The sequence below is a fragment of the Sphingomonas sp. NIBR02145 genome (assembly GCF_027359115.1).
Taxonomy (GTDB): Bacteria; Pseudomonadota; Alphaproteobacteria; order Sphingomonadales; family Sphingomonadaceae; genus Sphingomonas; species Sphingomonas kyeonggiensis_A.
Genome location: NZ_CP114791.1, coordinates 2687170 through 2710886, shown reverse-complemented (window position 1 = coordinate 2710886; position 23717 = coordinate 2687170). Strand labels below are relative to the sequence as shown.

Below are 23717 nucleotides of genomic sequence, written 5' to 3'. Positions count from 1 at the left end.
TCGGCACGCCGACGTCGCGTCCGCCTCGTGCAGAAGCCCAGGGAATGAGATCGGACCGACTGCTCCACCGCCATGGTGGAGCAGCCGAAATCCTACATTGCAAGGGGCTCGATCAGACCAGGGTAGCGTCGAGCTTGCTCTCGGCCTTGAGCAGCTTGGAGACCGGGCAATTGGCATGGGCGCCGGCGGCCAGGGCCTCGAACTGTTCCTGGGCCAGGCCCGGGACGCTGGCCTTGAGCGTCAGGTCCGAGCGGGTGATGGTGAAGCCGTCGCCATCCTGCTCGAGCTTCACAGCGGCGCTGGTCTCCAGCGAGCCTTCGCTGAACCCGGCCCGGGCCAAAGCGAAGCTGAGCGCCATGGTGAAGCAGCCGGCATGGGCAGCGGCGACGAGTTCTTCCGGATTGGTGCCGGGTTCATCGCCGAAACGCGTGTTGAAGCCGTAGAACTGGTCGGTCAGCACCCCGGACTGGGTGGTGATGTGGCCCTTGCCTTCCTTGCCGAAGCCTTCGTAGCGGGCAGTCGCGGTACGGGTCGTCATCTTCTCGGTCTCCCTCTTGGCCGGACCCCCAATCTAGGGCGTCGGGGGCCCGGCTTGAAGGCTACCCTTTCGAGTAATCAGCGGCAGCGGACCTCGCCCTTGTCGACCGAGGTGCCGACCGCGCCGCCGGCCGCCGCGCCGATCAGTGCGCCGAGCACTTCCGAGCCACCGGGGGCAATGATCGCGCCGAGCACGCCACCGGCCGCCGCGCCGACCACCAGGCCGGTGGTGCCGTCCGAGCGGCGGCAATAATAGCGGCCGTCCTGGCCCCGATAGACCCGGTCATTCCGGCTCAGTCGCTGCTCGCGATAGTTGCGGCCCTCGCGGTAATAGCGGTCGGCATAATAGCCGTTATAGGCGGGGTCCGGGCGGTTATAGTCATAGTCCCGATAGCCAGAATAACCGCTGCCGGGGCCGGCGCCATATTCGGTGCAGCCGGCCAGCGCCGTCGCCGCGGCGAGGCCGAGGATCAGGGTGCGCATCTTGTCTCTCCTCCATGAACCCGCTCGCTTGCGGAATGCACGGGAAGGCAGAAAAGTTTCGCCTGCATCATGAGTTTACGTCCATCCCGGCGGTAGCCAGGGCAGGGCGGAACTGCTCGCGCTCCGAGGCCGGCACCGGAGCGGTGGGATCGGGGCGGAAGGCGTCGATGGCCCGCTCCGACCCGTCGGGATGCGTGTCGCCGAGCAGGTCCGTCGGAACGATGCCCTCGCTTGGACGGCGGAAGATGCGCCAGGCCCCGAAGGCGGCTGCTCCCAGCACCGTGACGGCGAGCGCGCCGATGGCGGCGATGCCGGCGGTGTGGGCCGAGCGGGGCGCCGGTGCCGGCGCCTTCGCCGCCGGGGCCTTGGCCTTGCGGGCCGCGGGCTTCTTGGCGGCGGCGGTGGTGCCGCGCTTCGCCGGAGTGCGCTTGGCTGGCGTCGGATTGCTGCTCGGCTTGCGGGGGGTGGCCATTGAAATTCCTCGTTACCTCAGAGTGTTTCGGCCAGAACGGGCGGGCGGGGCGACTGTTCCGAGGTCCCGCCGACCCAAACCAAGATCTCCGCTCAGCTCTTCTCCTTGCCCGTGCACTCGCCGGTGCGCTTGGCGTCGATGGTCGACGACATCTTGCCCATCGGGCCGGCCTCCGCCGTGGATTCGATGTGGTAGCTGTCGGCCGAATAGGTGCCCTTGACCGTCATCACCCGCTTCTGGCCCTGCGCCTCGCAGGTCAGCTTGGCGTCGATGGTGCCGCCGGACATGGTGTAATGGTCGTAGCGGCAGCTCTTGTCGCCGCCGAACATCCCCGCCTTGGGCGACTTCACATCGGCTTCGGTGACGCAGGTCGTCGCCTCGACGCCCTTGCTGGCCGCTTCCTTCATCTTCTGCACGGTCTCGGGCGGCATCTTGTCCATGCCCGGCATCTCGAGATTGACCTTGGCCTTGCTGGTCCACTGGCCCGGCCGGATGAAATTGCCGGACCCTTGCGCCGCCGCCACCTTGTTCGAGACTTCCTCGACCGAGGCATTGGTTGCGGTGACGCTGGGACCGGAATTGCAGGCTGCCAGGATCACCGGCAGCAGAACAGCGATACGCTTCATGGACATCCCCTTGTTGCTTAGGATTTGCCCCGCCCCGGGCCGGAACATAGGCGCCATGGGGACGGGAGCGAACCACCGCTGCGCTCGGCTGGTCGCGGTCTGAGACCGGACGGGCGGATGCGCCGGGGACGAAGCGAATGCTGGGCGGGGCCGGTCGAAGGCCCCGGAAAATGCCGGCCTGGTTAGCCGAGCACCTCGAGCACAGCGGCGCGGGCAATGGCGCGCTGACGCCTGGCATCGAGGGGGAAGAGACGGCGGTGGAGCGGGACAAAGGCCTCGAAAGGCTTGCTCGCACCGCGGGTAATCTGAGTTTCGTGTACGCGATTGAAAAAGTTCATGTAGTTTCCTGTGTTATTGTCTGGACGGCCGGACTTGCCGCCTCTCGTGCAATGCGCGAGCGGGCGACCTGTTCCTGGCGGAGCGCCATATCGAGCCAGGCCGCCTCTGCCCGCAGCCGCTGTTCGCGGACATTGTCGAGCGTCGCTGCCTCGGCCTCGGCACGGCATTTCGCCGCCTGAGCCCGGTAATCGGGTTGGTTTGCCACTTGTGCGTTCTCCAAGAGAGGACGTGGGGTGGCGGCGCCCCCTAAAGGGGGACTTTGGGGACGCCGCCGGACGGCCGAGGCCGCCTGTTCGGTGTCCGTTATTCAGCCGGCGACAGGTTCGCTGCCGATGCCCGGCCGCGCTTGTCGTTCTCCAGCTCATAGTTCACGCGCTGGTTCTGGCTGAGCGTGCCCAGGCCCGAACGCTCGACGGCGGAGATATGGACGAAATGGTCCTGGTTCCCGCCGTCCGGCGTAATGAAGCCGAAGCCCTTGACTGCGTCGAAGAACTTGACGGTTCCGGTGTGGCTCATGCGATTCTTCCTTGTGTTATCGGCCGCGCCCAGTGCGAGCGGACCTCGCGCTGCAAGGGGCAGAAGGAAGGAAGAGGGGCCGCAAAGCGCCGAAAACCGTCGATGTGCGACTGTAGCAGATGTTAGATGGGGTGCCGGCGCCGCAATACAAGGGGTGGCTTTTTCTTCCCCGTGCCATGCTCAATAGCCGTCGAGCATTTCCGCGAGGAAGGGATTGGACTGTACCAGCGCCCAGAACGGCCCCTTGAGCAGTTCCCAGGCGAGGCTGAGCACCAAGGGCGCCAGCACCGCCGCCACCAGCAGGATACGCAGCCGTCGTCCCTCGAACTCCCAGCCATTGGGCAGCGTGAGCCGGCCGCGCAGCCAGATGCCCGCGGCCAGGACGAGCGCCACCATCACGAACGGCATCGCCGGCCAGATCCAGGCGGTGAAGCGTGCCGGCAGATGGCCGAGCCAGATCGCCAGCAGCGGATAGATCAGGAAGGGGAAGCAGAAGACGAAGCAGATCACCGCGTACATGACCTTTGCGCCGGCGATCCCCTCATTCTCGCGCGCCGCCCGCGCCGCGGTCTCCGCCTCGATCCGCGCGATGCGCTCGAGATCCTCCGGTGTCAGCTGCTCGGGCATGCGCCTGTCCCCTCTTCCCCGGGGCCAGTGTAGCCGGTGACGGCGGCGGCGCCAGAGGCATGCACATGCGGCGTGGCGAGCACGGCGAACCAGCGATCCCGGGCTGCGCCTTCGGCCACGCGCTGCGCCGCGATCTCGGCCAGGCGCGGTGCCTCGACCAGTTCCTCTTCCTCGACGGTCAGCTCGCGGGAGTAATCGTCGTCGCCATAGCTGCCGTCCTCCTCGCCGTGGAAATCGGCGGGCGGCGGGAAATCGGTGCGCCACTTCTCGTCGCCGCCGTCCCACCAGACGCGGGGGTCGTCCTCGGGCGTGTCGGGGGCCTCGGGGAAATCTTGAATCGCTTGAGTCTCCATGCGTGCGGGCGCGGGGGCGATCTCGACCAGCCCGGCGGCTTCGGCGCGGGCCCAGTCGGCGGCGGACCATTGGTCGCGGGCGGCGGGATCGAGATCGGCCAGCGGCTCGGCAAGGTCGGTGTGGGTGCGCAGCCAGCGATCGGCGCGGGCGAGGGTGCGGATCGGCGCAAGGTCGTCCTCGCCGGCCGGCTCGATCCGCCGCGCGAGGAACAGGCCGGCGCGCGCCGGGCCGGCATCCTGGCCAAGCAGCTCGAGATAGGCATCGAGCTCCTGCGCGACGAGGCGAGCGGCGGCATGGGTGGTTTCCCGCGCCGCCTTGTCGGCCAGGCGATCGAGCCGGCTGAGCATCGCCATGCCGAGCCGGTTGTCGAAGCGGTGGCGCTCGACCTCGCTGCCATCGGGGCGGGTGATCGTCTCGATATTGCCGTGGAGCGCGCGCTCCATCAGCGCATCGGCCAGCACGCTGCGGGCGTGGAGCGCGGCGGCTTCCCAGCCGAGCCTGAACTGCGCGCCGCGCGTGGAGAGGCGGAAGGCATAGGCCGATTGCTGGCTGAGCCCGACCAGCCGGCACGCCTGGCCGACCGTGGCCCCTTCCGCGATCGCGCGCAGGAAAGTCGCCTGGCTGGCGCCGGACCAGCCGGAAATCCGCTGCGAGGGAGACTTGGTGTACTCGTCGACGGGCAGGGCGATCACGTCCGGATCGCCATAGGGCGGCAGGAATTCCTGGTGCTTGGTCATGGCTGGTCCTCTCTGTGCTTGGTTGAGGACTGGCCAGATATGCTGGAATGGGGGCTGTAGGACAGCGATTTGTTTATGGTTTGTTCTTTTCTGTTGGCGTGTTGCGCTGGCACTGTTGTTCCCCGGCGAAAGCCGGGGCCCAGGGTAACAAAGCGCGACGGCAGAGAAACCCTGGGCCCCGGCGTTCGCCGGGGAAGCGAAGGGGGTGCTAGGGATAAAGCTGGCGGGCGTGGAAGACGGCCATCACCTCGATGATCTCGGCGACGCGATAGATCAGGATGTAGTTGGGATGGACAACCGCCTCGCGGGTGCCGGGAACACGGCCGGGCCGATAGGCATGGGAATGCGCGGGCAACTGGTCCGCGGTGCTGCGGATGGCATCGCCGATCCGCCGCGCGGCTGACGGGTTACGTGCTTCGATGAAATCGATGACGGTCTCAAGATCCTCCAGCGCCTCAGGGTGCCAGAGGTGCGGGAGCATCAGTCTTGCGCGTGACGATCGAGGATGGCCTGCATCCTTGCCATGACTTCTTCATGCGGGATGCCGGGCGCCTTGTCTGCCAGCCGGGCTTCGACCTTGGCGCGGAACCACGCATCATAGGCTTCCTCCTCCTCGGTGGAGGCGAATTCCGAGACGATGGGCGAGAGCTTTGCCATGCGGGGAATATAGCGGTTCGCGGAGGGTGGGGGAAGGCGGGCAAGCGGAACCTTGTCCGGAATGGAGAAGGTCAGTTCAGGCCAACTTTTCAAGATGGTGCAACGGGGCGCGTCAGGAGACTGTCCGTATTTTCCCCCGCTCCGGCGAAATCCGTTATTGCCCTACGGCTACCAAGGTCATATCCCGCGTTTAATGGACATGACTCACGATCATGACCACGCGAGCCGAGGGGTAGGTTCGATGTCTCACAACGATGGCTACGAGATGAACGCGTTCACCGAGTTTGATGATAAGAAGGCTGGTGACACGCTTGATGTGCTTATCGATCTTGTGAGCGACCTGCTGCCTGTAACTGAGGTCCAATATCCATCGTTGCGCTTCCAGAGTGAAGCGACCGCCGTCGAATTTTGCATACGGCACTCCGCGTTGCATTTTTCTAAGACGGCTGGCCGCCTAGCTGCGTGGGTAGAAGACGCGGATCATGGCAAATTTGCCAAGATTGATGCGCTGGAAGCGATTGTTGCGGCCGGGCTAATAAATTCTTTGAAGCTCGCAGACGAGATAGGGGTGTCGGGAACCGCCATCCTGAGCCATATCAAAGAGAAATATGCGCCGCGCGATCTAACGGCATAATAAACGTTGTCTTTGCTGCACTTTCGTCGTCCGGCTTCTGCCCGAGAATGCCTGCGACGGTCAAAAATGTGTTCCGCCACATTCGCTTGAAGTTTCGGCCTGGCAGGCCTTTCATTGTCATATCCGCTACGTGAATGATGCCTTCCTCGGGGGGTTGCATATGCCATTCGTAGTGCGGTCGAGGCTTCACCCTCATCACAATAGATGTGTACGGCGTCCTGCGAGTCATTGGTAGGTGCTCGTAGGGGCCAAAGCCTGAAATGAAGGACTCGTCTTCGCCAATTCGGGCTCGGAACCGGTAGCATCTATTCTCGGCGGTATCGTGTAAGTCATGCAGATATATTCGCTCCCCCTGCAGTGCGGGCAGCAGCGAACTGAGAGCGTCCAAGTCTGTCACATGGGGAAATACCAGCGATAGCGTCGAGATCGCCGGATCCTCAATCGCCTTGTCGATTATGCTATCCAAATCAGGCAGGCTGCCTTGGTTCACAATCTGGTGGGCCCATTCATACTTTTCCGGTTCACGAGCGGCCATTGCGGCGAAAGCGCAGCCTGAAGAATTTTTCGCGAAAAACTCAAGTTGGCTTGTTACGATCTCGTCGTCGGACATTGCGCGTTCCTTGGGCCTTGGAATTCCACCTTCCGCAGTCTGTCCAACTCGTCAAGGGGGCGCTAATATCGGCGGATAGTGGGAGCTAAGTTCGTGAAAATATCAGAAAAAGTAATGGCATTTTACGAAAATCCACCGTTTTCAACGGTCGTTGGTAACCATATTCAAATCCACAATCCCTTCAGTGAGCCTTCTAGGCGTGAAGCGATTGAGAATTTTTGTAGAAAATTCTATAATGATCAAGATCATAGAATTCATATTCTTGGTATAAATCCCAGCAAAATTAACGATACTTCGACAGGTGTGAATTATACCGACGGGTATGCGTTGGAGAATTTTTGCGGGATTAATAATGATTTTTCGAAATCGAGGGAGCTTACATCTAGGTTTTTTTATAGCGTTGTAGAAAAAATGGGCGGGGCGACGAGTTTTTACTCAGCGGTGTTCGCTTGGGCAGTGATGCCCCTAAGTGTAACGCAGGAGGATGCTTATAAAAATTACTATGAGGATGACGTAAAATCGCAGCTTAATGGTGCAGTGAAATCAAATATGGAGTGGATTTCTCAGAATATACCTTCAAACGGGCGCGCAGTTTTGCTTGGATCTGGAGATAATAAGAAGTCATTTGATGGTCTGGATGGCTATCCGTTCGGCTATCGTGACATTAAATATCTCCCACACCCGAGATGGGTCATGCAGTACAATAGCGCGAAGCTGGATTATTATGTGGATATGTACCGGGATGCGCTTCAAAATTAAGCTACTTCCCGCGCCCTAAATGGCAGCCTGCTAGGCTGCCTCGCCCCTCTTGAACCTTATCAGGTAGAGACGCCCTCCCCACGACGAGCCGCGGGGAGGGGCTAGCTTACTCCGCCGCCAAGGGCTCCCTGGCCTTCTGCTTGAGCAACGGCGCCAGATACTTCCCCGTGAAGCTCCGCGGTTCCTTCACCACCTCTTCGGGTGTGCCCTGGGCGACGATCTCGCCGCCCTTGACGCCGCCTTCGGGGCCCAGGTCGAGCAGGAAGTCGGCGGTCTTGATGACGTCGAGATTGTGCTCGATCACCACCACGGTGTTGCCCTGCTCGACCAGCGCGTGGAGCACTTCCAGCAGTTTCCGGACGTCCTCGAAATGGAGGCCCGTCGTGGGCTCGTCGAGGATGTAGAGCGTGTTGCCGGTGGCGCGGCGGGCGAGTTCCTTGGCGAGCTTGACGCGCTGCGCCTCGCCGCCGGACAGGGTGGTCGCCTGCTGGCCGACCTTGACATAGCCCAGGCCAACCTCGGCGAGCATCGCCATCTTGTCGCGGATCGGCGGGACCGCCTTGAAGAACTCGACCGCGTCCTCGACCGTCATGTCGAGCACATCGGCGATGCTCTTGCCCTTGAACTTCACTTCGAGGGTCTCGCGATTGTAGCGCGCGCCGTGGCAAACGTCGCAGGTGACATAGACGTCGGGCAGGAAGTGCATCTCGATCTTGAGCACGCCGTCGCCCTGGCACGCCTCGCAGCGGCCGCCCTTGACGTTGAAGCTGAAGCGGCCGGGCTTGTAGCCGCGCGCCTGCGCCTCGGGCAGGCCGGCGAACCAGTCGCGGATGCTGGTGAAGGCGCCGGTGTACGTCGCCGGGTTCGAGCGCGGGGTGCGGCCGATCGGCGACTGATCGATGTCGATCACCTTGTCGAGGTGCTGGAGGCCGGTGATCTTGTCATGCTTGCCGGCGAGCAGGCGGGCGCCGTTGAGCTGGCGCGCGGCGGCGGCATAGAGCGTGTCGATCGTGAAGCTCGACTTGCCCGAGCCCGAGACGCCGGTGATGCAGGTGAAGGTGCCGAGCGGGATGCTCGCGGTGACGCCGCGCAGATTGTTGGCGGTGGCGTTCTCGACGGTGAGCTTCTTGCCGGTGCCCTTGCGGCGCTTCCTGGGGACTTCGATCTCGCGGGTGCCGTTGAGATAATCGGCGGTGACCGAGCCCTTGGTGGCGAGGATCTCGTCGAGCGTGCCGCGCGCGACGATCTCGCCGCCATGGACGCCGGCGCCCGGGCCCATGTCGAGGATATAGTCGGCGCTGCGGATCGCATCCTCGTCATGCTCGACGACGATCACGGTGTTGCCGAGGTCGCGGAGGCGGCGGAGGGTGGCGAGCAGCATGTCGTTGTCGCGCTGGTGGAGGCCGATCGAGGGCTCGTCGAGCACGTAGAGCACGCCGGACAGGCCGCTGCCGATCTGGCTGGCGAGGCGGATGCGCTGGCTCTCGCCGCCGGACAGGGTGCCCGAGGTGCGGTTCAGGTTGAGATAGTCGAGCCCGACATTGTTGAGGAAGCCGAGCCGCTCGTCGATCTCCTTGAGGATCGCGCGGGCGATCTCGCGCTGCTGATCGGTGAGCGTGGCGGGGAGCTTCTCGAACCAGGCGAGCGCGTCGACCACCGAGAGGCGGGTGGCGTGGCTGATGTCCTCGCCGGCGATCTTCACCGCCAGCGCCTCGGGCTTGAGGCGGGCGCCGTGGCAGACCTCGCAGGGGTGCGCGGCCTGGTACTTGGCCAGCTCCTCGCGCATGAACGCGCTCTCGGTCTGCAGCATGCGGCGGTTGAGGTTGCCGATCACGCCCTCGAACGGCTTCTTCACGTCGTACGACTTGCGGCCGTCGACGAAGGTGAGGGTGACCGGCTTGCCGCCGGTGCCGTGGAGGACGATCAGCTGGACCTCGCCGGGCAGATCGCGCCACGGCGTGTCGAGGCTGAAGCCGAACTCGCGGGCGAGGCTGCCGAGCACCTGCATGTAATAGGGCGAGGGCGGGTTGGACTTGGCCCAGGGCACGACCGCGCCCTTCTTGATCGACAGGTCGTGATTGGGGACGACGAGATCCTCGTCGAACACCAGCTTCTCGCCCAGGCCGTCACAGGTGGGGCAGGCGCCCTGGGGGGCGTTGAACGAGAAGAGGCGGGGCTCGATCTCGGGGATGGTGAAGCCGGAGACCGGGCAGGCGAACTTCTCGGAGAAGACGATGCGGTTGTCCGGGATGCCGGTGCCCTTCATCGCGCCGCCGGTGACGTTGAACTCGGCCCGGGCCTCCGCCACGCGGGCGCCGGTGGCCTCGGCGACGGTCGCGTCGACCAGATCCACGTACGCCAGGCCCTCGGCGAGCTTGAGCGCGGTCTCGAAGGACTCGGCAAGGCGGGTGGCGATGTCGTCCCGCACCACCAGACGGTCGACCACCACTTCGATGTCGTGCTTGTACTTCTTGTCGAGGGCGGGGGCTTCCTCGATCAGATAGGTCTCGCCGTCGATGCGGACGCGCTGGAAGCCGGCGCGCTGCCACTCGGCAAGCTCCTTGCGATACTCGCCCTTGCGGCCGCGCACGACGGGAGCGAGGAGGAGCAGGCGGGTGCCCTCGGGCAGCGCGAGGACGCGGTCGACCATCTGCGACACGGTCTGCGCGCTGATCGGCAGGCCGGTGACCGGAGAATAGGGCACGCCGACGCGCGCCCAGAGCAGGCGCATGTAATCGTAGATCTCGGTGACCGTGGCGACCGTCGAGCGCGGATTGCGCGAGGTCGTCTTCTGCTCGATCGAAATGGCAGGGCTGAGGCCCTCGATATGCTCGACGTTCGGCTTCTGCATCAGCTCGAGGAACTGGCGGGCATAGGCCGAGAGCGACTCGACATAGCGGCGCTGGCCCTCGGCATAGATGGTGTCGAACGCGAGGCTCGACTTGCCCGAGCCGGACAGGCCGGTGATCACCGTGAGCGTGTCGCGCGGGATATCGACGTCCACGCCCTTGAGATTGTGCTCGCGCGCGCCGCGGACGGAAATGGTGGTAAGTGCCATGCCGAGGGTTCTAGCTTTGTTCTGTTGGGGTTTCTAGTGGGGAGATAGGAACGCCCGGCACAAAGCGCCAGTTGCCGGTGTTGCTTGGGATGGCGGGGTGCATCGCGCGTTCTCCGTTTCCTTTCGCAAAGCTGCACGTACATTTCACCCGCCGTTCAGCGCCCGGGGTGGAAATTTGCGCGGACATGCAGGAGGGATGGGCGATGCGGTTCGAGAGGATGTTCCGGCTGGGTATGCTGGCGGGCGTGGCGTTGGCCATGCCCGGCCTGGCGATGGCGGCGGTGCCGGTTGCGAAGGCGGCGGCACAGGCCGGCCCTCAGTCCGGACCCCAGTCCGCCGAGGACTATCAATGGATCGACCGCGCCGATGCGCTGTGGGACGCGATCGGCGACTCGCCGCCCGACTTCGCCTTTCCCTTCGAAGGCGCCGAGCCCTGGGCCTGGCAGACGACCGACGGCTATACGATCATCGTCGAGGATGCGGGCGAGGGCGGCATCCGCAGCTATTATTTCGCGCCGGGCGCGCGCGGGCCGTTCCTGGCGGTCGAGCCGGGGATGAGCTTCGCCTATGAGAGCGGGCGGCTGGCGATGGTCTATGACGCCGATGGCGAGGCGGCGCCGCGCGGCGAGTTCGGCGATTATGACGATGCCGCGGGCGACCTGTACGACCGCGCGCTGCGGCTGCGCGACGCGATGTCGGGGCGCGACTATCGCCCGGTCGATGCCGATGTCTGGATCGATACCAGCCCGCTGATCTTCAGCTTCATCCAGAGCTGGGACATCGGCCGCAGCCGCTATCCCGGCTGGGCGCGCTACCATGCGCGCAGCGACGCGGCGGCGTGGCGCCGGCGCTTCGACGCCGAGCAGCGCCGCCGGCGCGACCAGGCGCTGCGCTTCCGCCACTGGCGCGACGGCGGCTTCCAGGGCCCGCCGCCGGGCCGCTTCCACCGGCCGGACGGACCGGGCCGGCCGGGGGCGGGAAGACCGAACCAGCCGGGATCGGGCTGGTCGCGTCCGCCGGGCGGCGGGCGGCCGGGCCGGCCGGGCTGGGGCGGGCGCCCCGGCACCACGCCCGACGCACCGGGTGGCGGCCCCCGCCCGCCGGTGACGCGCCCCGACAATTTCCGGCCCGACGGCACGCCGGGCTGGCGGCGCGGCCGGCCCAGCCTGCCGGCGCCGAGCGATGTCGCGCCGGATACGCCGCCGGCACCCGATGCCACGCGCCCGCCGCGCCCGCTGCCCGATGGCAGCGGCACGGGCTGGCGGCGGCCTTCGCAGCCGGGCGCGGGCAATCCGACCTGGTCGCGGCCGTCGCGCCCCGAGGGCGGCTGGCAGCGGCCCAATCCGCCGGTGGTGACGCCCATGCCGGCACCGGGCGCGCCCTCTACCGGCGACGCCGCGCCCTCCCGGCCGGGCTGGAACCGACCCTCGCGGCCCGAAGGCGGCTGGCAGCGGCCGAACCCGCCGGTGGTGACGCCGGCACCGGCACCGGCGACGCCCTCGACCGGGGATGCCGCGCCGTCCCGGCCGAACTGGAACCGGCCTGCCCGGCCCGAAGGGGGCTGGAGCCGGCCCGATCGCCCCGAAGGCGGCTGGCAGCGGCCTTCGGCACCGAGTGCGACGCCTGCTCCCGCGCCGGCGGCGCCTCCGGCAGCGGACAATGCGCCGAGCCGGCCCAGCTGGTCGCGGCCCTCGCGCCCGGAAGGATGGCAGCGTCCGGCCACGCCGAGCGCGGCGCCGCGCCCGAGCTACAGCCCGCCGCCCCAGGCCGCTCCGGCGCCGCGCCCGAGCTATACCCCGCCGCCGCGCACCGCCTCGCCGCCGCCGCCCCGGTCCGCGCCGCCGCGGCCGGCCAAGCTGCCCGACAAGAACCTGAGCGTCGACTAGAAGGGCAGCAGCGCTTCGTAGAGGCTGAGCGGCGCGATGCCGGGGAGATCGGCGCCGCGCCGCAGCAGGAAGGCGTGGCGGACGATCTCGGCCTGCTGCTCGATGCCGTAGCGCCCGAAGGGGCGGCCAGGCTCGAGGATATAGTCATAGCGGCAGAAGGGATGGCGCTGGAGCGGCAGGAACAGGCCCGACTGGTGCTGCCAGACATGGGCGAGTTCGTGGATGAACAGCCCCTGCAGCCCGAGCGGGGCATGCGCGAAATCCTCGCGGTAGAGCCCCGAGGCCGGGTTGAAATGGATCGTGCCGAGCGGCGCCATGGTGGTGTGCCGCGGCTGGAAGAACGCCCATTTGCGGTTCGCTACCGCCGCCCGGGCGGGATCGAGCGCGTCGCCGAACACGCTGCGGGCGAGCTCGGCTTCGCCTTGGGTGAGGGGGCGGGATCGGGCCATCCGCCCTAGATGGCGGGTGGCCGGCGGCTTGTCACCAGCTTGGCGCAGGCGTGTCGGGCCGGCAGCGGACCAGGGTGCCGCGCGGGAGGGCGCCGCGCTCAAGGCCGATGATCCGCAGGGCATGGGCGGATTTCTGCAGGGTGACGCGGGCGCAACGGCCGCGCGGGCGGACGTGCTCCGCTTCGCCAAAGGCGGCGGCATAGTCGGCTTCGTCGACGGTGAAGCTCCTGGAATAGTCGCGGAGCGTGATCTCGTAGCGGCCGGACTTGCCGCGGAAGTACACCGCCTCCGCGATCGCGAGATCGGCCTGTTTCTGGCGCAGCGGACCGTGGCCGAACTCGGCGCGTTCCTGGAGCCGTTCGAGGACGAGAATCGTGCAGGCCGTCGCCCCCAGGCCGGTCAACAGCGAGAGGAAGAAGGCTGCCACCAGGGTCTTCCAGCTCCGCGGCCTGATACCGAGCAGCACGAGCAAGCTGAGCAGCCAGCACAGCAGTCCGAGCGCGGCGGGGCCGAGGATGCTGACCTGCGGATCGGAGGCAAGGGTATCGCTGGTGGCGGTGCCTCGGAGCAGGATCGCGCCGAGGCCGAAGAAGCACAGGAGCGAAAAGGCGATCAGGTTCAGCCGGGTGTTACGCTTCCGGCGGCGCACCTCGTCTTGCAATGTCGTCACCTGGCCCCTCCTGGGGGCAGGCTAGCGTGCGGGTCCGGGCTTGTCATCGATCGCCCCGCGCGCCAGATAGCGCACTCGCAGTCCAACGGAGTACCCATCATGCGCCAGGAAATGACCATCGTTCGCCCGATCGTCTCGTCCTGTCTGCAGGTGCCCCATGTCCTTCGTAACCCTGGATTCGCTTTCCGCCGCAACGCCTGAGGGCAGCCGGCTCTTCGACAATCTGACGCTGGCGCTGGGGCGGGAACGCACCGGGCTGGTCGGGCGCAACGGCAGCGGCAAGTCCACCCTGCTGCGCATCGTCGCGGGCGAGATCGCGCCCGCGGGCGGCAGCGTGGTGCGTGCCGGCAGCGTCGGGGTGCTGCGCCAGGCATGGCCAGACGACTGGCGCCTGGACGAAGTGCTGGGCGCGCGCGGGGGGCTGGCACGGCTGGGCCGGGTGCTGGCGGGCGAGGGCAGCGAGGCGGACCTTTCCGAGGCGGACTGGACGCTGGAAGAGCGTGTCGAGGCGGCGCTGGCCGGCGCGGGGCTGGGCGCGATGGCGCTCGACCGGCGGGTGGCGACGCTGTCCGGCGGCGAGCGGACGCGGGTGGGGATCGCGCGGCTGCGGCTCGATGCGCCCGACCTTCTGCTGCTCGACGAGCCGACCAACAATCTCGATGCCGAGGGGCGGGCGGCGGTGATGGCGCTGGTCGAGGGCTGGCGCGGCGGGGTGCTGGTGGCGAGCCACGACCGCGCGCTGCTCGAGGCGATGGACCGGATCGTCGAGCTGACGCCGCTGGGCGCGCGGGTGTTCGGCGGCGGCTGGTCGGGCTTTGCCGAAGCACGGGAGGCCGAGCGCGGCCGGGCGGCGGCGGAGCTGGAGCGCGCGGGCGACGCGCTGCGCGGGGCCGAGGCGGGGGCGCAGCAGGCGCGCGAGCGGCAGGCGCGGCGGGATCGCGCGGGCCGGGCCTATGCCGCCAGCGGATCGGCACCGAAGATCCTGCTGGGGCGGCAGAAGGAGCGGGCGGAGAATTCGGCCGGGCGCGGCGCCGGGGTGGGCGAGCGGCTCGTCGGCGAGGCCGGGGAAAGGCTGGCGGCGGCGCGGGCCGGGGTCGAGGTGGTGACGCCGCTGGTGATCGCGCTGCCGGCGACCGGGCTGCCGGCGAACCGGCGGTTGCTGGCGTTCGAGGATGTCGTGCTGGCGCGCGGCGCGCGGCGGTTCGGGCCGTGGCGCTTCGAGATCATCGGGCCCGAGCGGGTGGCGGTGACCGGGCCCAATGGCGCGGGCAAGACCAGCCTGCTCCGGATCGCGGCTGGCGTGCTGGCGCCGACGGGCGGCACGGTGGTGCGCGCCGAGGGGCGGGTGGCGATGCTCGACCAGCATGTCGCGCTGCTGGAGGATGGCGCGAGCGTGCTCGACAATTTCCGGCGGCTGCATCCCGACGCCACCGAGCGCGAGGCCCATGCGGCCTGCGCGCGCTTCGCGTTCCGCAACCGGGATGCGCTGAAGCCGGCCGGGGAACTCAGCGGCGGCGAGCGGCTGCGCGCGGGGCTGGCCTGTGTGCTGGGCGGCGAGGTGGTGCCGCAATTGCTGCTGCTCGACGAGCCGACCAACCATCTCGACATGGAATCGGTGGAGATATTGGAGGCGGCGCTGGCGGGCTATGACGGGGCGCTGCTGGTGGTGAGCCATGACCGCGCGTTCCTGGAAGCGATCGGCGTCGAGCGGGAGATCGCGGTGGCGCGGTGAACCGCTCTCCATTCGGGACATGTGACGCTTCTGTTACGACTATTCGATTGCCGGAGGGCAGGGCATGCCCCATAGCGCCCCATGACGACTCCCTCGGGTAACGGCGCCGCGCTGACGCGGATTCAGGAAAACTGGCTGGCACGGCACGAGCGCCGGTTGCTGATCTGGCTCTGCTCGAAGATGCCGCCCTCGGTCACCCCCGACCGGCTGACCGCCCTGGGCATGGTCGGCGCGTTCCTGGTGTTCCTGGGCTATGTCGCGAGCAACCTCTCCTCGCTGTGGCTGCTGCTGTCGCTGGCCGGCTATGCGGTGCAGTGGTTCGGGGACTCGATGGACGGCAGCCTGGCGCGGTTCCGCAAGATCGAGCGGCCCTCCTATGGCTATTTCATCGACCATAGCTGCGACGGGCTGGCCAATCTGATGATCGTGGCGGGCATCGGCCTGTCGCCCTTCGTGACGATGGACATCGCGATGATCGCGCTGGCGGGGTACCTGCTGATGTCGGTGCACGCCTTCCTGTCGGCGCGGGTGACCGGCGAGCTGCGGCTGTCCTATGTCGCCGCCGGGCCGACCGAGCTGCGGCTGATGCTGATCGCGATGACCGTGGCGATGCTGATCGTCGGGCCCGGCCGCGACCATATCGGCCCGGTGCCGGCGTTCGACACCTTCGTTGGCGCGATCGCGGCGATCCTGATCACGCTGTTCGTGGTGCAGACCGCGATCATCGGGCGGCGGCTGGCGGTGCTGGAGAAGCGGTGAGGGCTGCGTGAGGGTGGCGAGGCCATCCCACAACCTGTCACCCTGAACTTGTTTCAGGGTCCAACGTCCCACCGGCGACATGGCTCGTGGAGAGTTGGATGCTGAAACAAGTTCGGCATGAAGAGGATGGCAGGCCGATACGTGTCAGCTCAAGGGCGGTTCGCCGAGATCCTCGTGCACCATGTCGATCTCGCGGACGCCGCGGTTGCGCCGCGCGGTGTTGACCAGCTCGCGAAGCTTCTCGCGGCGGGCGCGGGCCTGGGCCACGTCGCGGATCACCAGCGGCGCGTCGCGCGTGGTCTCGTCGGACGAGGCGATGCTGATCGTGCCGATGTCGGCCAGCTGGTTGATGATCGAGAAGTCGATGCGGACGTCCTTGACCCGGTAGAGCTCGATCTCGTCGATCGACTTCTGGACGATGCCCTTGTGCAGGATCAGCCGGTCCTCGGTGACCTCATAGGCGATGCCCAGATTCTCGAACCATTTGAGGATCAGCACGACGATCGCGACGGCGAGCAGCAGCGGCGCGACCCAAGCGGCGCCGACCAGGGTGCCCTGCGCCAGGAAGTAGAAAGTGCCGGCCAGCCCGAGCAGGAACAGGAAGCAGGTGCCCCAGCCGGCGACGGTGCCGATCAGCCAGCCGAGCGTGGAGGAGCGGAAACGATCCAGGACTTGCGGCATGTAGACGGGCCTCCCTGCGGGTTGGGCAGGGAGGATAGCGCGGATCGCCGCCGCGGCAACTCACGTCGTATATTTGTCGCAGGTCGAGCGGGTGGCGGCGGGCGCAGGGTTGTAGAGCTGGGCGAAGTCGCGGCGGTCGCGCACGATGAACGAGGCGACGTAGTGGAGGCGGGCCGGGCCCATGAAGGTGGAGCCGAACAGCCGCTGATAATCATAGTTCACTTCGACGAAGATCAGCCCCGAGCCGCTGGGCGCGGTGACGACGGCGCCGGGATCGCCCATGCCGGTGACGGTGGTGCCGGCATTGGCCTTGGTCGCATCGGTGCCCGCCGCGGCGCTGGTCGTGCCGTAGCTCGAATCATAGTTGGTGCCGCTCTTCTTGCCGAAGCAGCGCTGCCAGTGGATGCGCATCACCGGGGCGGTGTCGTAGCTCTGCTGGATATATTCGAGACTCGACAGGATCACCCGGCCATTGTTGCCGATGTCGAGCGAGTCGCCCTGCAGGCGCGCGGCCTGGAGCGCGTTGTTGAGATCGAGCTCGCGCAGCTGGACGACCGAGCTGGTGCTGCTCATCAGCCCCATGCGCGAGCCATTGTCGGCGAGGTTCGAGGCGAGCTGGCTGACGCGCAGATTGGCGATGGCGAGGTTCGCGGTCTCGACGCCGTAGCAGCCGAGCACGAGCACCACCGGCAGCGCCAGCGCGAATTCGAGCATCGCCACGCCTCGGGTGGCGGGCGCGAGCCGGCGGAGCAGCGCGGGAAGGGGGAGGCGGAGTTTCATGTGCAGATCGTCGCGGGCGAGGGGATGTTCTGGGTGGCGTAGGGCTGGTTCATCAGCGTGGTGGTGGCGCTGAGCGTTGCGCTGCCCGACCAGCCGAGCAGCTTCACCACCGGGAACAGCCGGTTATAGGTGATCTGGGCGGTGAATACGGTCACGTCGTTGGCGCCGCCCTGGCCGGTGCGGCCGGCATCGGCGTCCCATTGGCCGTTGCCGTTGACATCGGTGTAGCACTCGCCGGTCTCGCGCGTGCCGTTGCCGTTGGTATCGACGAACGGCTCGGGCGCGATCGCGCTGAAGTTGGTATAGCTTTTCCGGGTCGGATAGCCGGTGGCATAGGCCGCGCTGGGGGCCGCCGACTTGATCTGCGAGAGCACGCGCGCATCGATCGTGGCGGCGGTGGCGCCCTGGATGCCGCTGTCGCGCCCGGCCTTCTGCACCGCGCCGGTGACCACCGACTGGACATAGGCCTGATAGCCTAGCTCGCACATGCCCATCATCAGCACGAGCATGACCGGCAGCACGAAGGCGAACTCGACCACCGTCACGCCGCGGACATCGCGGGCGAGCCGCGGCAGGAGCCGGCGGATACGCGTCACTGCGACACGCGGAGCATCGCCACCTGCTTGGCGATGGCAGCAAAGGCAGTGGACAGGCCGGTGCCCGAGGTGGTGGCGAGCGCCTGGCTGGTGGTGGTGGCGCAGGACTTCATCTCGGTGGTCGCCGAGGAATCGATCGTGACGGTCCACACCTGGATGTTGCGCGCCTTGGCCGCACTGCATTCCGCCAGGAAGCGGGCGTTGTGATAGGCCTTGAGATTGGTGAAATCGCCACCGCTGACCCGGCGATCATAATATTCATTGCCGTACATGCCGTAGACGCCGGTGTTCGGCGACATGTCGCCATCGGTGAGGAACACGATCACCCGGTTGGGCGCCTGGCGGCCGGGCCAGGCGGCGGTGTCCGCCTTGAACAGGCCGGTCGGCGAGAGCAGGCGCGTGCCCCAGATCATGCCGGTATCGTGATAGGTGCCGCCGATCGGGCGGAAATCGGTGGCGTTGACGTAGTTCGACACATCGGTGCGCGACATGGTGTCGAGCCGCGCGACCGGCTTGCCGCACGAGACATAGCCCGCCTGGTAATAGGGAGTGCTGCCGATATTCGGGTTGCTCGAATTGTCACCGGTCGAAGTCGAACTGCCGGTGCTGCTGTAGTTGTTGCGGGCGTAGAACAGCTCCGGCCACATCGGCTTCCACTGGGTGTCGATGTTCGAATTGGGCGCCAGGTCGGGATCGAGATCCGGCGGCAGTGACGCCTGATTGAAGCTCATCGTGCCGGCGGTGGTGTTGCGTTCCTCGATGCATCCGGTCCAGCGACTGGTGGCGCCGGTGGTCTTGCTGGGATCGGTGACGGTCGTGCCGGAAACGAAGCTGCGCACGTCGAAATCGAGCTGCTGATAGCGCCAGGTCGGCGTGCCGTAATAGGTGCCGGTCTGGTAGCGCGATTCATAGTTCCACTGGGTGTTCGCGCTGCCGGTGCCGCCGACCATATAGGCGGGTGACAGCGCGGTGATCGCCTTGCCGGCGTTCACCGTCGAAGTGTAGGTGACGAAGCCGTAGCGGATATGGGTGGACGGGTCCGCCGCCGAGGCCATGGTGTCGTAGAAGCTGAGCACCGCCGACCGCAGCGCCGCGATGCGCGAGCCGCTCTTCTCGGGGACGTAATAGGCGGTACTGCCCGGATAGCCGGCGACGCTGTCATTGCCGCTGGCGGTGCCGTCGGCCGGGCGGCTGTAGCTGGTCGTGCCCGCCGCGCCGACATAGGCGTTGCAGGTGGTGTCGTCGTCCTGCGGCAGGCAGGCCATCGAGCCGGTGGTGTCGAGCACGAAGATCACGTCGGTATCGGCGATGTCGTAGCTCGCCTCGCAGGTGACGGTGATGGTCTGGCTGGTCATGCCGAAGATCGACATGATCGTCATCGGCACGGTCGACTGGGCGGTGCCGGCGACCTGGGCGTTCGAGGTCTTGGTCGGCGTGAAGGTGGCGGTGGCGGTCTTGAACCAGCCGGTGCGGAAATTGTTGGCGAAGAAGGTCTGCGCCTGGGCCGACGCGGTCGAATCGAGATTGGTGTTGCTGAGCGAGGTGTCGGTCATGAACTTGCGCCCGGCGAGCACGCCGGCGTCGCAGGCCTGCTGGAGGCGGGTCTTGACGACATAGAGGCGGGCGGTGTCGATCGCGACGCCGCAGAAGCCGGCCAGCGGGATCAGCATCGCCGCCATCATCGCCAGCGTGTTGCCGCGACGGTCGCGCGCGAGGCGCGTCATGAACCGCGATGCCTGCCGATCTTCCATCACGCGACCACTCCGACCCGCAACCCGACGCGGGTCACCCAGTCTTCTGGGCCTTGCCACCATAATGGGGGAGAAGTGGTTTACGGAGGGTTACGGAGAAACACGCATCCGTGCAACTACAGTAGCTTAACCTGTCCTGCCGTTCATAAATCGGGCCGGATGGCTGTACCGACATTCAACGCATCCAGTTCCCCGGCGAGGGCCGGGAACTGCCGAGCCAGGGTGTGCGCCGCACGTGGATAGGGTTCAGCTTGCCGGCGCGGGATCGCCTGCGCCGACCACCTGGGCGTCGATCTGCAGCGTCTTGCCGCTGGCGAAGGACAGCTGGAGCGGCACCTTCTGGCCCGGCTTCACCGCCGGGCCGATCGAGAAGAGCATGACGTGACGGCCGCCTGGGGCGAATTCCAGCTTCCCGCCGGCGGGGACGGCGACGTCCTTGAGCGGTTCCATGGCCATCATGCCGTGGTCGCCCTTCATGCTCTCGTGCAGCTCGGCCTTCAAAGCGGCGCGCGAGGAGACGGCGAGGAGAGTGTCGGCGGTGGCGCCGCCCCGCACGGTGAAATAGGCGGCACCCGGCTGGCCGGCGACGGCGGGCAGGCGAACCCAGCCATTGCTCGCGGAAAGCTCACCCTTGGGCGCGCAGGCGGAAAGTGCCACCATCGTAACGATCGCTGAAAACCGCCGCATCCGCCATACTCCCATTTCGGGAAAGCCCTTAGAAAGCCCTGCTTCTTGCGGCAAGCGTGCGCGCACCTATATCCGGCAACGTGATCGGTTCTCCGCGCTGCCTCCTAGCAGGGGCGTTGGGGGCCAAGTGTTTGAATTTTACTGGGGGCCAACGAGGGACCATGGCTAAAGTTATCGGTATTGACCTGGGGACGACCAACAGCTGCGTCGCAGTTATGGAGGGCGGCAAGCCCAAGGTAATCGAGAATGTGGAAGGCGCGCGTACCACGCCTTCGATCGTCGCCTTCGCCAAGGATGGCGAGCGCCTGATCGGTCAGCCGGCCAAGCGCCAGGCAGTGACCAATCCGGACAACACGGTTTTCGCGGTGAAGCGCCTGATCGGCCGCCGCTTCGACGACCCGGTGACCAAGAAGGACACCGAGCTGGTGCCCTACACCATCGTGCGCGGCTCCAACGGAGACGCCTGGGTGCAGGCCGGCGGCGAGGACTACAGCCCGTCGCAGATCAGCGCTTTCATCCTGCAGAAGATGAAGGAAACCGCCGAGGCCTATCTCGGCGAGAACGTCACCCAGGCGGTGATCACGGTTCCGGCATATTTCAACGACGCGCAGCGCCAGGCGACCAAGGACGCCGGCAAGATCGCGGGCCTGGAAGTGCTGCGCATCATCAACGAGCCGACGGCGGCCGCGCTCGCCTATGGCCTCGAGAAGAACGACGGCAAGACGATCGCGGTCTATGACCTTGGCGGCGGCACGTTCGACATCTCGGTGCTCGAGATCGGCGACGGCGTGTTCGAAGTGAAGGCGACCAACGGCGACACCTTCCTGGGCGGCGAGGACTTCGACGCCAAGCTGGTGCAGTTCCTGGCCGACGACTTCAAGAAGGCCGAGGGCATCGACCTGACCAAGGACAAGCTGGCTCTCCAGCGTCTGAAGGAAGCGGCCGAGAAGGCGAAGATCGAGCTTTCGAGCGCGCAGACCACCGAAGTGAACCTGCCCTTCATCACCGCCGACGCCAACGGGCCGAAGCACCTGGTGAAGACGATCAACCGCGCCGAGCTGGAGCGCCTCGTCGAGGACCTGATCCAGCGCACGCTCGAGCCGTGCCGCAAGGCGCTGGCCGATGCCGGCGTGAAGAGCGCGGCGATCGACGAAGTGGTGCTGGTCGGCGGCATGACCCGCATGCCGAAGGTCCGCCAGATCGTGAAGGAGTTCTTCGGCAAGGAGCCGCACACCGGCGTGAACCCGGACGAAGTCGTCGCCATCGGCGCGGCGATCCAGGCCGGCGTCCTGCAGGGTGACGTCAAGGACGTGCTGCTGCTCGACGTGACGCCGCTGTCGCTGGGCATCGAGACGCTGGGTGGCGTGTTCACCCGCATGATCGACCGCAACACGACGATCCCGACCAAGAAGAGCCAGGTCTATTCGACCGCTGACGATGGTCAGCAGGCCGTGACGATCCGCGTCTTCCAGGGCGAGCGCGAAATGGCGGCGGACAACAAGCTGCTCGGCCAGTTCGACCTGGTCGGCATCCCGCCGGCGCCGCGCGGCGTGCCGCAGATCGAAGTGACCTTCGACATCGACGCCAACGGCCTGGTCAATGTGTCGGCCAAGGATAAGGGTACCGGCAAGGAGCAGCAGATCCGCATCCAGGCCTCGGGCGGTCTTTCGGACAGCGACATCGAGCAGATGGTCCGCGACGCCGAGAGCTTCGCCGAAGAGGACAAGAAGCGCCGTGCCGCGGCCGAGGCGAAGAACAACGCCGAGAGCCTGGTCCACACGACGGAGCGCCAGCTCGCCGAGAATGGCGACAAGGTCGATGGCGGGCTGAAGGCCGAGATCGAGGCCGCGCTGGCCGAGACCAAGGCAGCGATCGAAGGCGGTGACGCCGACGACATGCAGGCCAAGAGCCAGAACCTCGCCCAGGTGGCGATGAAGCTCGGCCAGGCGATCTACGAGAAGCAGCAGCAGGCCGAGGCTTCGCCCCAGGCCGGTGCCGCTGCCGGGAACGAAGCAGGCGGCGAGGAAGTCGTCGATGCGGAGTTCTCCGAGGTGGACGACAACAAGGCGTAACTACATGTCTTTCCCCGGCATTCCCGACAGTGCGTCGGGAGTGCCGGGTGAAGGCGGGGGCCAGTGCTTTAAATGACCACCGAAGTCGATTTCTACGAGCTGCTCGAAGTCGAGCGCACCGCGGACGAGGCCACGCTCAAGTCCGCCTATCGCAAGCTCGCGATCAAGTATCATCCGGACAAGAACGCCGGCTGCAAGGACAGCGAGGGCAAGTTCAAGGCGATCAACGAAGCCTATGACTGCCTGAAGGATCCCCAGAAGCGCGCGGCCTATGATCGCTTCGGCCATGCCGCCTTCAAGAACGGCATGGGCGGCGGTGGCGGCGGCGGGCCGCAGGATTTCGGCGCGTTCAGCGACATCTTCGAAAGCGTGTTCGGCGAGTTCATGGGCGGCGGACGCGGCGGCCCGCGCCAGCAGCGCCGCGGCGCCGACCTGCGCTACGACATGGAGATCACGCTCGAGGACGCGTTCCACGGGACGACCACCGAGATCACCGTCGATGTCTCCGGCCATTGCGAGACCTGCGACGGCACCGGCGCGAAGCCGGGCACCAAGGCGACCCAGTGCAAATATTGCGGCGGGCACGGCAAGGTGCGCGCGCAGCAGGGCTTCTTCATGGTCGAGCGCGCCTGCCAGCATTGCCACGGCGCCGGCGAGATCATCGACGAGCCGTGCCGCGACTGCCGCGGAGAGGGGCGGGCAGACAAGACCAAGACGCTCAAGATCAATGTGCCCCCCGGCGTGGACGAAGGCACGCGGATCCGCCTGCAGGGCGAAGGCGAGGCAGGGGCGCGCGGCGCGCCGGCAGGCGACCTCTACATCTTCCTGCATGTGAAGAAGCATGGGCTGTTCGACCGCGAGGGTACCAACCTGTTCGCGCATGCGCCGATCAGCTTCACCACCGCGGCGCTGGGCGGCGAGATCGTCATCCCCGGCCTGGACGGCGAGAAGCATGTCGTGAAGATCGCCGCGGGCACGCAGAGCGGCCGCGAAGTGCGTCAGCGCGGTGCCGGCATGCCGGTGCTGCAGGGGCGCGGGCGCGGCGACCTGGTCGTCGAGCTCGTCGTCGAGATGCCGAGCAAGCTGACTGCCAGGCAGCGCGAACTGCTCGAGGAATTCCGCTCGACCGAGACCGGCGACGAATGCCCGCAGGCGACCGGCTTCTTCGCCAAGCTCAAGGCGGCGCTGGGCTGAGGCCCGGTTCCAGTCGCTGGAAGATCAGCCCCCTTCGCCCCGCGCGGAGGG

27 protein-coding genes are annotated in these 23717 nt (G+C 66.7%); 7 read left to right on the top strand and 20 right to left on the bottom strand.

What is annotated here, in order from left to right:
- Nucleotides 1-112: 112 nt before the first annotated feature.
- The 11 genes from O3305_RS11970 to relB all read right to left on the bottom strand — a co-directional run bounded on the left by O3305_RS11970 (nucleotide 113) and on the right by relB (nucleotide 5348).
- Nucleotides 113-538 carry an OsmC family protein gene (locus tag O3305_RS11970; protein ID WP_184169077.1) on the bottom strand — a complete coding sequence of 142 codons (426 nt, stop codon included), beginning with the start codon at nucleotides 536-538 and terminating at the stop codon, nucleotides 113-115.
- A 77-nt stretch (nucleotides 539-615) separates the two neighbouring features.
- A complete protein-coding gene (locus tag O3305_RS11965; RefSeq protein WP_184169076.1) occupies nucleotides 616-1020 on the bottom strand; it encodes a glycine zipper 2TM domain-containing protein in 405 nt (134 codons plus the stop codon).
- 67 nt (nucleotides 1021-1087) lie between these two features.
- A complete protein-coding gene (locus O3305_RS11960; protein ID WP_269572773.1) occupies nucleotides 1088-1492 on the bottom strand; it encodes a hypothetical protein in 405 nt (134 codons plus the stop codon).
- A gap of 92 nt (nucleotides 1493-1584) precedes the next feature.
- On the bottom strand, nucleotides 1585-2118 hold the full coding sequence (locus tag O3305_RS11955) for a DUF3617 domain-containing protein (protein ID WP_269572772.1): 534 nt from the start codon (nucleotides 2116-2118) through the stop codon (nucleotides 1585-1587).
- Nucleotides 2119-2300: 182 nt separating this feature from the next.
- The gene (locus O3305_RS11950) at nucleotides 2301-2456 is read right to left on the bottom strand and encodes a hypothetical protein (RefSeq protein WP_269572771.1); all 156 of its coding nucleotides are present in this window, start codon (nucleotides 2454-2456) and stop codon (nucleotides 2301-2303) included.
- On the bottom strand, nucleotides 2453-2662 hold the full coding sequence (locus O3305_RS11945; RefSeq protein WP_184169072.1) for a hypothetical protein: 210 nt from the start codon (nucleotides 2660-2662) through the stop codon (nucleotides 2453-2455). The genes O3305_RS11950 and O3305_RS11945 overlap by 4 nt, the downstream gene beginning before the upstream one ends.
- A 98-nt stretch (nucleotides 2663-2760) precedes the next feature.
- Nucleotides 2761-2973 (bottom strand): cold-shock protein, encoded by a 213-nt coding sequence (locus tag O3305_RS11940; protein ID WP_184169071.1) that lies wholly within the window; start codon nucleotides 2971-2973, stop codon nucleotides 2761-2763.
- Nucleotides 2974-3153: 180 nt separating this feature from the next.
- Entirely contained in the window at nucleotides 3154-3600 is a 447-nt protein-coding gene (locus O3305_RS11935; protein ID WP_269572770.1) for a hypothetical protein, read from the bottom strand.
- Complete coding sequence (locus tag O3305_RS11930; RefSeq protein ID WP_269572769.1) at nucleotides 3585-4691, bottom strand: hypothetical protein; 1107 nt, start codon at nucleotides 4689-4691, stop codon at nucleotides 3585-3587. Before O3305_RS11930 ends, O3305_RS11935 begins: the two co-directional genes overlap by 16 nt.
- 208 nt (nucleotides 4692-4899) lie before the next feature.
- Entirely contained in the window at nucleotides 4900-5172 is a 273-nt protein-coding gene (locus O3305_RS11925) for a type II toxin-antitoxin system RelE/ParE family toxin (RefSeq protein WP_269572768.1), read from the bottom strand.
- Complete coding sequence (relB, locus tag O3305_RS11920; protein WP_269572767.1) at nucleotides 5172-5348, bottom strand: type II toxin-antitoxin system RelB family antitoxin; 177 nt, start codon at nucleotides 5346-5348, stop codon at nucleotides 5172-5174. The genes O3305_RS11925 and relB overlap by 1 nt, the downstream gene beginning before the upstream one ends.
- Nucleotides 5349-5589: 241 nt before the next feature.
- On the opposite strand from relB, the gene O3305_RS11915 reads away from it, so the two are divergent.
- Nucleotides 5590-5982: a hypothetical protein gene (locus O3305_RS11915; RefSeq protein WP_269572766.1), complete on the top strand. Its 393-nt coding sequence runs from the start codon at nucleotides 5590-5592 to the stop codon at nucleotides 5980-5982.
- Here O3305_RS11915 and O3305_RS11910 read toward each other — a convergent pair.
- The gene (locus O3305_RS11910) at nucleotides 5945-6592 is read right to left on the bottom strand and encodes a hypothetical protein (protein ID WP_269572765.1); all 648 of its coding nucleotides are present in this window, start codon (nucleotides 6590-6592) and stop codon (nucleotides 5945-5947) included. The genes O3305_RS11915 and O3305_RS11910 overlap by 38 nt on opposite strands.
- A 78-nt stretch (nucleotides 6593-6670) precedes the next feature.
- Here O3305_RS11910 and O3305_RS11905 point away from each other — a divergent pair, with 78 nt between their 5' ends.
- Nucleotides 6671-7351 carry a uracil-DNA glycosylase family protein gene (locus O3305_RS11905; protein ID WP_269572764.1) on the top strand — a complete coding sequence of 227 codons (681 nt, stop codon included), beginning with the start codon at nucleotides 6671-6673 and terminating at the stop codon, nucleotides 7349-7351.
- Nucleotides 7352-7457: 106 nt separating this feature from the next.
- Here the strand turns inward: O3305_RS11905 and uvrA are convergent, their stop codons facing one another.
- Complete coding sequence (uvrA, locus tag O3305_RS11900; protein ID WP_269572763.1) at nucleotides 7458-10409, bottom strand: excinuclease ABC subunit UvrA; 2952 nt, start codon at nucleotides 10407-10409, stop codon at nucleotides 7458-7460.
- A 203-nt stretch (nucleotides 10410-10612) separates the two neighbouring features.
- On the opposite strand from uvrA, the gene O3305_RS11895 reads away from it, so the two are divergent.
- Nucleotides 10613-12295: a hypothetical protein gene (locus tag O3305_RS11895; protein WP_269572762.1), complete on the top strand. Its 1683-nt coding sequence runs from the start codon at nucleotides 10613-10615 to the stop codon at nucleotides 12293-12295.
- Here the strand turns inward: O3305_RS11895 and O3305_RS11890 are convergent.
- Nucleotides 12292-12744, bottom strand: coding sequence for a vgr related protein (locus O3305_RS11890; RefSeq protein WP_269572761.1), 453 nt, complete (start codon nucleotides 12742-12744; stop codon nucleotides 12292-12294). The genes O3305_RS11895 and O3305_RS11890 overlap by 4 nt on opposite strands.
- A 31-nt stretch (nucleotides 12745-12775) precedes the next feature.
- Nucleotides 12776-13414: a hypothetical protein gene (locus O3305_RS11885; RefSeq protein ID WP_269572760.1), complete on the bottom strand. Its 639-nt coding sequence runs from the start codon at nucleotides 13412-13414 to the stop codon at nucleotides 12776-12778.
- A gap of 157 nt (nucleotides 13415-13571) precedes the next feature.
- Here O3305_RS11885 and O3305_RS11880 point away from each other — a divergent pair, with 157 nt between their 5' ends.
- Nucleotides 13572-15146, top strand: a complete 1575-nt coding sequence (locus O3305_RS11880; RefSeq protein ID WP_269572759.1) for an ABC-F family ATP-binding cassette domain-containing protein — start codon at nucleotides 13572-13574, stop codon at nucleotides 15144-15146.
- A gap of 81 nt (nucleotides 15147-15227) precedes the next feature.
- On the top strand, nucleotides 15228-15905 hold the full coding sequence (locus O3305_RS11875; protein WP_269572758.1) for a CDP-alcohol phosphatidyltransferase family protein: 678 nt from the start codon (nucleotides 15228-15230) through the stop codon (nucleotides 15903-15905).
- 144 nt (nucleotides 15906-16049) lie between these two features.
- Here the strand turns inward: O3305_RS11875 and O3305_RS11870 are convergent, their stop codons facing one another.
- The 5 genes from O3305_RS11870 to O3305_RS11850 form a co-directional block, all read right to left on the bottom strand.
- Nucleotides 16050-16586, bottom strand: coding sequence for a PH domain-containing protein (locus O3305_RS11870; protein WP_269572757.1), 537 nt, complete (start codon nucleotides 16584-16586; stop codon nucleotides 16050-16052).
- 60 nt (nucleotides 16587-16646) lie between these two features.
- The gene (locus O3305_RS11865; RefSeq protein WP_269572756.1) at nucleotides 16647-17366 is read right to left on the bottom strand and encodes a TadE/TadG family type IV pilus assembly protein; all 720 of its coding nucleotides are present in this window, start codon (nucleotides 17364-17366) and stop codon (nucleotides 16647-16649) included.
- The gene (locus O3305_RS11860; protein ID WP_269572755.1) at nucleotides 17363-17962 is read right to left on the bottom strand and encodes a TadE/TadG family type IV pilus assembly protein; all 600 of its coding nucleotides are present in this window, start codon (nucleotides 17960-17962) and stop codon (nucleotides 17363-17365) included. Before O3305_RS11860 ends, O3305_RS11865 begins: the two co-directional genes overlap by 4 nt.
- Nucleotides 17959-19686 carry a TadE/TadG family type IV pilus assembly protein gene (locus O3305_RS11855; RefSeq protein WP_269572754.1) on the bottom strand — a complete coding sequence of 576 codons (1728 nt, stop codon included), beginning with the start codon at nucleotides 19684-19686 and terminating at the stop codon, nucleotides 17959-17961. Before O3305_RS11855 ends, O3305_RS11860 begins: the two co-directional genes overlap by 4 nt.
- Before the next feature lie 273 nt (nucleotides 19687-19959).
- The gene (locus tag O3305_RS11850) at nucleotides 19960-20400 is read right to left on the bottom strand and encodes a copper chaperone PCu(A)C (protein ID WP_269572753.1); all 441 of its coding nucleotides are present in this window, start codon (nucleotides 20398-20400) and stop codon (nucleotides 19960-19962) included.
- A gap of 161 nt (nucleotides 20401-20561) precedes the next feature.
- On the opposite strand from O3305_RS11850, the gene dnaK reads away from it, so the two are divergent.
- Nucleotides 20562-22472 (top strand): molecular chaperone DnaK, encoded by a 1911-nt coding sequence (dnaK, locus tag O3305_RS11845; protein WP_269572752.1) that lies wholly within the window; start codon nucleotides 20562-20564, stop codon nucleotides 22470-22472.
- 72 nt (nucleotides 22473-22544) lie between these two features.
- Nucleotides 22545-23666, top strand: a complete 1122-nt coding sequence (gene dnaJ, locus O3305_RS11840; protein ID WP_269572751.1) for a molecular chaperone DnaJ — start codon at nucleotides 22545-22547, stop codon at nucleotides 23664-23666.
- Nucleotides 23667-23717 lie beyond the last annotated feature (51 nt).

Coding starts and splice junctions, on each gene's coding strand:
- O3305_RS11970 (WP_184169077.1), bottom strand. CDS start 538: ATGACGACCCGTACCGCGACTGCCCGCTACGAAGGCTTCGGCAAGGAA.
- O3305_RS11965 (WP_184169076.1), bottom strand. CDS start 1,020: ATGCGCACCCTGATCCTCGGCCTCGCCGCGGCGACGGCGCTGGCCGGC.
- O3305_RS11960 (WP_269572773.1), bottom strand. CDS start 1,492: ATGGCCACCCCCCGCAAGCCGAGCAGCAATCCGACGCCAGCCAAGCGC.
- O3305_RS11955 (WP_269572772.1), bottom strand. CDS start 2,118: ATGAAGCGTATCGCTGTTCTGCTGCCGGTGATCCTGGCAGCCTGCAAT.
- O3305_RS11950 (WP_269572771.1), bottom strand. CDS start 2,456: ATGAACTTTTTCAATCGCGTACACGAAACTCAGATTACCCGCGGTGCG.
- O3305_RS11940 (WP_184169071.1), bottom strand. CDS start 2,973: ATGAGCCACACCGGAACCGTCAAGTTCTTCGACGCAGTCAAGGGCTTC.
- O3305_RS11935 (WP_269572770.1), bottom strand. CDS start 3,600: ATGCCCGAGCAGCTGACACCGGAGGATCTCGAGCGCATCGCGCGGATC.
- O3305_RS11930 (WP_269572769.1), bottom strand. CDS start 4,691: ATGACCAAGCACCAGGAATTCCTGCCGCCCTATGGCGATCCGGACGTG.
- O3305_RS11925 (WP_269572768.1), bottom strand. CDS start 5,172: ATGCTCCCGCACCTCTGGCACCCTGAGGCGCTGGAGGATCTTGAGACC.
- relB (WP_269572767.1), bottom strand. CDS start 5,348: ATGGCAAAGCTCTCGCCCATCGTCTCGGAATTCGCCTCCACCGAGGAG.
- O3305_RS11915 (WP_269572766.1), top strand. CDS start 5,590: ATGTCTCACAACGATGGCTACGAGATGAACGCGTTCACCGAGTTTGAT.
- O3305_RS11910 (WP_269572765.1), bottom strand. CDS start 6,592: ATGTCCGACGACGAGATCGTAACAAGCCAACTTGAGTTTTTCGCGAAA.
- uvrA (WP_269572763.1), bottom strand. CDS start 10,409: ATGGCACTTACCACCATTTCCGTCCGCGGCGCGCGCGAGCACAATCTC.
- O3305_RS11895 (WP_269572762.1), top strand. CDS start 10,613: ATGCGGTTCGAGAGGATGTTCCGGCTGGGTATGCTGGCGGGCGTGGCG.
- O3305_RS11890 (WP_269572761.1), bottom strand. CDS start 12,744: ATGGCCCGATCCCGCCCCCTCACCCAAGGCGAAGCCGAGCTCGCCCGC.
- O3305_RS11880 (WP_269572759.1), top strand. CDS start 13,572: ATGTCCTTCGTAACCCTGGATTCGCTTTCCGCCGCAACGCCTGAGGGC.
- O3305_RS11875 (WP_269572758.1), top strand. CDS start 15,228: ATGACGACTCCCTCGGGTAACGGCGCCGCGCTGACGCGGATTCAGGAA.
- O3305_RS11870 (WP_269572757.1), bottom strand. CDS start 16,586: ATGCCGCAAGTCCTGGATCGTTTCCGCTCCTCCACGCTCGGCTGGCTG.
- O3305_RS11865 (WP_269572756.1), bottom strand. CDS start 17,366: ATGAAACTCCGCCTCCCCCTTCCCGCGCTGCTCCGCCGGCTCGCGCCC.
- O3305_RS11855 (WP_269572754.1), bottom strand. CDS start 19,686: ATGACGCGCCTCGCGCGCGACCGTCGCGGCAACACGCTGGCGATGATG.
- O3305_RS11850 (WP_269572753.1), bottom strand. CDS start 20,400: ATGCGGCGGTTTTCAGCGATCGTTACGATGGTGGCACTTTCCGCCTGC.
- dnaK (WP_269572752.1), top strand. CDS start 20,562: ATGGCTAAAGTTATCGGTATTGACCTGGGGACGACCAACAGCTGCGTC.
- dnaJ (WP_269572751.1), top strand. CDS start 22,545: ATGACCACCGAAGTCGATTTCTACGAGCTGCTCGAAGTCGAGCGCACC.